The sequence below is a fragment of the Mesorhizobium sp. M4A.F.Ca.ET.022.05.2.1 genome (assembly GCF_003998845.1).
Lineage (GTDB): Bacteria > Pseudomonadota > Alphaproteobacteria > Rhizobiales > Rhizobiaceae > Mesorhizobium.
In genome coordinates this window covers 1-6,677 of record NZ_RZOJ01000329.1, presented here as the reverse complement: position 1 = coordinate 6,677, position 6,677 = coordinate 1, and the positions used below count along the sequence as shown (strand labels likewise).

Sequence of the window (6,677 nt, the reverse complement as noted above, 5' to 3'; positions counted from 1 at the left end):
TCGCTACACGATCGGCTCTTGCGACGACTGGAAGATCGGCGCCGCGCGCGAGGAGGCCAAAAAGCAGAAGCAGCTGATCGATAAGGGCGGCGATCCGCTGGCCAAGCTCGAAGAGGAGCGCGACGCCAAGACCGTGAAAGACCTGTGCCAACGTTACGAGGAGAGGCACCTCGACGCGAACAAGAAACGGCCCTCGTCCATCCTCGACGACAAGGCCATGATCCGCGACTACATCCTGCCGAAGCTGAAGGAAAAGAAGGTCGCGGATGTCCACTCCACGGACGTCGAGGACCTCCACGCGGCAATCAGCAAGCGCGGCATAAGCGGCCGGCCGGCACGCTATCGGGCAAACCGCGTGGTCGCGCTTCTCAGCAAGATGTTCAGCCTCGCGCTCAAATGGGGCTGGCGCGACCATGCCGCCGGCAATCCGGCCAAGGGCATCGATCGCAACGCCGAGGCGAAGCGCAAGCGGTACCTGTCGGCCGCGGAGTTGGAGAGCCTGACAGCCGCCCTCGCCGCGCACAAGGACCAACAGGCCTGCAACATCGTCCGGCTCCTGCTCCTGACCGGCGCGCGGCGCGACGAGGTGGAGAGCATGCGCTGGAAGTACTTCGACGCCGCCGAGGGAACCTGGGCAGGTGTCGACCTCGACGCCGGCAAGTGGACCAAGCCGGCGTCGACGACGAAGCAGAAGGGATGGCACCAGGTGCCGCTATCGGCTGCTGCCCAGTCGCTGCTGGCCGACCTGCTCGCGCAGGCGCAGCGAGAGCTGAAGAAGGGCGAGAAGCTGTCCGACTACGTTTTCCCTGGCCGCGGCGGCAAAGGCCATCGCGAGGAGATCAAGACCCAATGGCGCGAGCTTTGCATTGCGGCCGAGCTGGTCGACGTCACAACGCTTCCTAACGGGAAGTCCAAGGTCACGCCGAACGTGCGCATCCACGACCTGCGCCACACCAACGCCAGCGTGCTGGTCAGCAAGGGGGTGCCGCTGACGACCATCGGCAGGATGCTGGGCCACAGCCAAGTGAGCACCACGGCCCGCTATGCGCACCTATATGACGATCCGCTGCGCGAGGCAGCGGAACTCGCTTCCGCTGCCTTGGCGCCCGTCAAGCCGGCGCCGGAGCCAGCTCCGGAGGACCCGGAGCCGGCTGGCGCCAATGTCATCCCGATGAAACAAAGGAGGAAATGACCATGACGACGCTGCAGCAGGCCGCAGCGGCCCTAATGGAAGCGATGCAGGCCGAGGCGGACCTCGCCCGGGCGAAGGATCAGGCGCTGCTCGACGCGCTAGCGAAGAGCACGTCGAAACAGAGCCTGCAGGAAGCTGTTCCGACGCCAGAAGACCGCTCCGAAGGGGCCACGCGGTGATGGTCGTACAACTTCTCGGAACGACGCCTATCCGCCCCGGTTTGGAAAAGGCCTACGATGCGGCAGTCCTCTTCGAGGCGAGGAACCCTGGATGCTCGCTCGACGAGGTCGTCGCTCACCTGCTCGAAGAGGAGGTGCTGCCGGACTGGTGCGCCTCGTGGGAGGCCGCCAAGGCTGCAGTGGAGGAATGGCGGACGTTCTGGCATTACCTGGCGAACATCGTTCAGTACCGTAGCTGGATGGCGCACTAACCTAAGAGGTTGCACGATGGATGATCTGAAGGCTGGGCTCGCCAATGTTGTCGATGGAGCTGAGCGACATCGCCGCCACGTGCTGATGAACGCGCTGGGTGCGGCCGCCAACGCTTACGCCAGCGACCACGAGGGGAGTGCCGGCATGGCATTGGCCGCCGTAATGGATTTCCTCCACGACGAGCAGCTTGAAGCGCCGTTCCGGTTCATGGTCGACGTGCTGGACGCGCATCGAAGAAAGACCCGGCGGACGAAGCCGCTCCAGAGGGCGCTAGACGAGGCTCGGACGGTCGCAACCGTCGACACCCTGATGAGAGATCAACGCCTCTCGCTTGAGCGGGCCTGCAGGTCCGTGGCGAAGGCGACCGGCGGCCGCTGGGACTGGAAGCAGGTGAAAAACCTCCGGGAGAACATTATCCACGGCAAGTCCCGTGCGGAAGCGACCGCAGTGTACGAATACCTCCGCCGTGGCGACCATCATCCAAACGAGCCACCCGCGCCGTTGACGCTGGACGCGGTCGAGGAAATCTGGGCGACGTACCCGAACACCAAATCCTGTAAATAGGCCCTCCTTTTACTACAACTTGGCTTGTCCGATCTTGTCCTCCGACGTCAACGCCCCGCGCAGGGGAGGCATTGGAGAAGCGAGATGAATGCGACTGAAGTCCTTCTGGACGAGTATGTTGACCGAGCGTCGCTGGCGCGCGCTCTGCACTGCTCGGAGCGCACGGTAGCCCGGTACGAAAACCAGCCTAACGGCCTTCCCAATCTAGTACTGGCAGGTCGTAAGCTTTATCGCTTGCGTTCTGTTCGCGAGTGGCTTGAGCGCCGCGAGAACAAGCCCAACCCTAGCCGCAATGCCGCGCGTGCGTGATCACCGAAACCAGCGGCGATCGTGATCGCCGCTGACCGGGACGGCCCCCACCGACCCCAAAGGCAGGAAAATGGTTTACGACCTCGCGCAGCGCGTGACAGTGCCGCCGCTCCTGAAGGCCGAGTTCGCCAAGGCGCGGGACACGGTCGAGCACGCGCGAGGCTGGCGTCGCCAGCAGGCGGCGCGCTTGCTCGCCGACGACTACGGCTACCGCAACGGCTGGCGCCTCCCGGCCCGACCCCTAGCCTTCTGCCTCGGGCAGCTGGAACGGCGATCAAACCAGACGCGGCGCGGCGAGTTCGGCTACCCGCAAGAGGGCCTGCACAAACCAATTTTCTATAGAGCCGACGGGCGGCCGGCGGCGATCGTCGCGCATCCCTACCACGTCGACGAGCGCGGGCTGCAGAAGCTTCGCCAGCGGTTTCTGCTACGCTTCGAAATCGACGAGACCTACCCGGCATGGCTCGGGCTCGACATGAAGCTGCTCGTCATCACGCCGGACGATGGGCGCATCGCTGCGCTCGACGCCGAGGCGGCGCGCTTGCAGGAGGCGCCCATGCGCCCCCGCGGCGCCCGACCGTCATCGGCATGCCTTGGCCGCGCAGATGCGCGCGCCAAGCGTACCTCAAGGGCTCGCTGGCCGCCCGGCTTCGGTTCGATCGCACCCCACGATCCCGAGCGGGCCGCCTTTCTCCAACTCCCCGGAACCGCACGATGACCGCCATCACCGAACTGTTCCAGCGGATCACCGTCGAAGACGCGACACGCGACCGCGTCGCCGCGATCGTGAACGGCTGGGCCATCACCCGCAACGTCGACAAGAGGCTGAAGCAAAAGGGCTGGCCGACGGCGGTGGTGGACGTCGCGACGGTCACCACGGACAAGGCTTGGGTTCGCAGCACCACCTCGCTCTCGACCGGCGTAAGGATCGAGAACGGCCTCGCCGTCATCGACATGGACATCGACGACCCGATCGTCGAGGAGAAGATACTTCCGGCCCTCCGCGCCGCCTTCCCTGCGCTGAAATTAGCGCTTTGGCGGCATGGCAAAGGCTACAAGATCGCGATCTTCGTTCGCACCGACGAAGAGTTCCCCCGCATATCCGGTCTCGCTTGGCTGAAGCCCGGCACGACCACAGACGACGGCGCGCACCGTGTCGAGATGTTTGGCGGTGGCTCGCCCCGGCAATTCGGTGCTATCGGCTACCATACGGCGCCGAAGCCCGGCGTCGCGCCGGTCTTCTACGTTTGGGAGGGGGACCGATCGCCGGTCAACACCAACGTCCACGACCTGCCGACCCTGATCAAGCAAGATTTCTTCCTGATCGCCGACATCGTCGACCGGGTCCTCGAAGCCGCCGGCTGGACCGTGGTCGAGAAGTCGACCAGGGGGGAGATTGCCGTCCGGCGCAAGTACGACCTCGTCGAGACGATGAAGTTCAACTGCATCGACGGCGTCACCCGCACGTTGGCCGAGCTGCCCGGTGCAGCAGCGGCATGGGAGGCCGGCGGCCAACCCCTGCGCTGCTCGGCGGCGTCGTGGCTCGAAGGACCGGAGGCCATGAACCTGACACGCTGCCTCGTTCGCGTGACGCCGCGCGGCGAAGTGTTTGTCTGGGATACCGCAAAAAGCGTGTCCCACTACCCCATGTCGGCCGCACCAGTCGCTGCTGATCTCGGCGCGCTCGCGGAGAAGCTGCGGGAGCTGACCGGCGGAGAGGAACAGATCGACGTCATCGATCTCCTGGCCGAGGCGATTGCTGAGATCGCCTTGGAAAACATCGAAGTGAAAGTTGGCGGACATGAACGCGCTTAACAGGCCGGGAGCCCTGTCGGCCTCCGACAAGAAAGATGCTGCCAAAGAGGCGGCCAAAGAGATGCTGCAGCAGATGTTCAGCGGCGCCGGCCAAGGGCAGCGACAGAAGGGCGAGCCGACGCCCGAGCCAAAGGCCCGCGACGTCGAGGTCTGGAGCGCCGACACGATCGAGCCGAAGGAGATACCGCCCCGCGAGTTCCTGCTCGGCAACGCCTTTGCGCGGACATTCGTCAGCGCGCTATTCGCCGACGGTGCGACCGGCAAGACGTCGCTGCGGATCGCGCAGGCGCTGGCGCTGGCCACGGGGCGCAAGCTGACCGGCGAGCGCGTCCACAAGCGCTCGACGGTGCTGTTGATGTGCTTCGAGGACGACGCGGACGAACTGGACCGCCGCGTCGCGGCGGCCAAGATGCACTACCGCGTCACAAACGATGAACTCGGCAACCGGCTGCTTTTGGTGGCGGCGGGCCTAAACGCAGGCAAGATCGCGGTCATAGACCGCGACACGCGACAGCCAGTGAAAGGCGATCTGGCACCGACGATCGAACGGCTGGTCACGGAAAACGGCGTCGATCTGGTCATCCTCGACCCGTTGAAGAAAATTCACGGCGTCGAAGAGAACAACAACGACCACATGGATTTCGTGGTGCAGGTGCTGACCGACTTGGCCTCGCGGCTCAAGATCGCGATCGACCTGCCGCACCACATGTCAAAGGGCGCGGCCGACCCAGGCAACGCCAACCGCGGTCGCGGCGCCTCGGCGCTCAAGGACGCGATACGGCTCGGTTACACGCTGACGCACATGTCGGCCGACGAGGCGAAAACGTTCGGCATCGCCGAGGATCAACGCCGGCAGTACGTCCGCGTCGACCCGGCAAAGGTCAACATCGCCCCGCAAGCGCGTGCCGCGCAGTGGTTCAGGCTCGTCAGCCAGAACATCGGCAACAGCTCGAAGGACAATCCGCAGGGCGACGACATACAGGTCATGGCGCCATGGTCACCGCCCGAACTGATGGCCGGCATGGGCGGCGACATCGCTCCTCGCATCCTGCGGGAAATCCACGAGGGCCCCGGCAACGGCGAGCGCTACAGCGACGCCAGCGCGGCCGGTGACCGGTGCGTGTCGATCGCGTTCAGGAAGCACGTTCCGGGCAAGAGCGCTGCGGATGCGCGAGCGATCGTCAGGCGGTGGATTGCCGACGGCATCCTGAAGGTCGATGTCTACAAGAGCAGCACCCAGCGGAAAGCGCGCAAGGGCCTGTTTCTCGCCAAAGACCCCGCTCTTCTGTTGCCGGATGACGAGGGTGATGCGCGATTGCAACCACAGGTGATGCGCCATTGACCCGTTTCCAATGGCGCATCAATGGCGCAAATCTCCTGCGCCATTGCCAAACATGGGCCCCCGTAGGGGGTGATGGCGCACGGCGCGCCATTACCACCCGCCCAATGGAGCAGCCCATGTCGCGTGCATGTCCGAACGTCAAGTGCCGATACAACCTGCAGCCGTGCCAAAGGAGACTCAAATGACCGCCGATATCATCCGCCTCGACTAGACGATTGCTGCGGCTCATGCGTGATCAAGACGGCCTGCCGCTCGGCCAACGACAGAAGCTCGCCGGCATCATCCTGAACATTGTGCGCTGCTACGCCGAGCCGCCAGAGCCGCCGAGGAAGCTAGGCGACGAGCCTTTTTCGCCTTCGCCGTCGCCGCATGCAGCCTAGCGTGCGCCGCCGGCCACGGAGGCCGCCGGTAACGAATAATGTCGCACCCAATGTCGCGCCCTCAACGACAGTCCCTAATAGAAAGCAGTTGCAACACGCAACCGGTGGCGTTAGGAATGTAGTCCTCTGCTGATCAGCGTCCGCCTTCGCGATCGGCAGGGAATAGCGGGCGGCCTGTTTTCGGTGGCAGGCCGCCCGCCAGTATCGGCGGCCCGGATCGGGAGTGGTCCCCCGATCCGGACCGCATTCCCTCCCACCGAAAGGACGCCCCATACCATGGCGCGCGGACGAGGAAGACCCCCGAAATTCACGGAAGAGCAGGCGTTCGCGGCTGCTGAAGCCGGCGGCGGCATGGACGCCATCGCACATAAGCTGGGGGTGGACAGACGTTCGATCCTGCGCTGGACCCACACGCACCCGGGCTTTCGCCAAGCACTAGAAAAGGGTCGCAAGGCTGACGCCGAGAAACCGACCTACGAAGAGTATGTCGAGCGCCTCGACCTCCAGCAGAGGGCTACAGCCCTCAAAGACGCCCTCAAAGACGTTCTGCCGACCGAGCCCCCCAAGCCCGATCCACGCGACGCCGAGCGCGCTGAAGAGCTTCAGCGCGAGGTCGAGAAGATCGCGCCGAGGTCGCCCTCGCC

10 protein-coding genes are annotated in these 6,677 nt (G+C 64.8%); all 10 read left to right on the top strand.

Annotated elements, in window-relative coordinates; all coding sequences use genetic code 11:
* Window positions 1–1,192: site-specific integrase (locus EN745_RS26495; protein WP_145992140.1), on the top strand; the 1,192-nt coding region annotated here is incomplete at its 5' end.
* A 2-nt stretch (window positions 1,193–1,194) separates the two neighbouring features.
* On the top strand, window positions 1,195–1,371 hold the full coding sequence (locus EN745_RS36340) for a hypothetical protein (RefSeq protein ID WP_189363168.1): 177 nt from the start codon (window positions 1,195–1,197) through the stop codon (window positions 1,369–1,371).
* Complete coding sequence (locus EN745_RS26490) at window positions 1,371–1,622, top strand: hypothetical protein (protein WP_127422630.1); 252 nt, start codon at window positions 1,371–1,373, stop codon at window positions 1,620–1,622. The genes EN745_RS36340 and EN745_RS26490 overlap by 1 nt, the downstream gene beginning before the upstream one ends.
* Before the next feature lie 16 nt (window positions 1,623–1,638).
* A complete protein-coding gene (locus EN745_RS26485) occupies window positions 1,639–2,187 on the top strand; it encodes a hypothetical protein (RefSeq protein ID WP_127422629.1) in 549 nt (182 codons plus the stop codon).
* An 84-nt stretch (window positions 2,188–2,271) separates the two neighbouring features.
* On the top strand, window positions 2,272–2,496 hold the full coding sequence (locus EN745_RS26480) for a hypothetical protein (protein ID WP_127422628.1): 225 nt from the start codon (window positions 2,272–2,274) through the stop codon (window positions 2,494–2,496).
* A gap of 70 nt (window positions 2,497–2,566) precedes the next feature.
* Complete coding sequence (locus EN745_RS26475; protein ID WP_127422627.1) at window positions 2,567–3,214, top strand: hypothetical protein; 648 nt, start codon at window positions 2,567–2,569, stop codon at window positions 3,212–3,214.
* Complete coding sequence (locus EN745_RS26470) at window positions 3,211–4,311, top strand: hypothetical protein (protein ID WP_127422626.1); 1,101 nt, start codon at window positions 3,211–3,213, stop codon at window positions 4,309–4,311. Before EN745_RS26475 ends, EN745_RS26470 begins: the two co-directional genes overlap by 4 nt.
* Window positions 4,298–5,653, top strand: a complete 1,356-nt coding sequence (locus tag EN745_RS26465; protein WP_127422625.1) for an AAA family ATPase — start codon at window positions 4,298–4,300, stop codon at window positions 5,651–5,653. The genes EN745_RS26470 and EN745_RS26465 overlap by 14 nt, the downstream gene beginning before the upstream one ends.
* A gap of 227 nt (window positions 5,654–5,880) precedes the next feature.
* Window positions 5,881–6,033 (top strand): hypothetical protein, encoded by a 153-nt coding sequence (locus EN745_RS36335; protein WP_189363167.1) that lies wholly within the window; start codon window positions 5,881–5,883, stop codon window positions 6,031–6,033.
* Between the two features lie 276 nt (window positions 6,034–6,309).
* Window positions 6,310–6,677: hypothetical protein (locus EN745_RS26460; RefSeq protein ID WP_145992139.1), on the top strand; the 368-nt coding region annotated here is incomplete at its 3' end.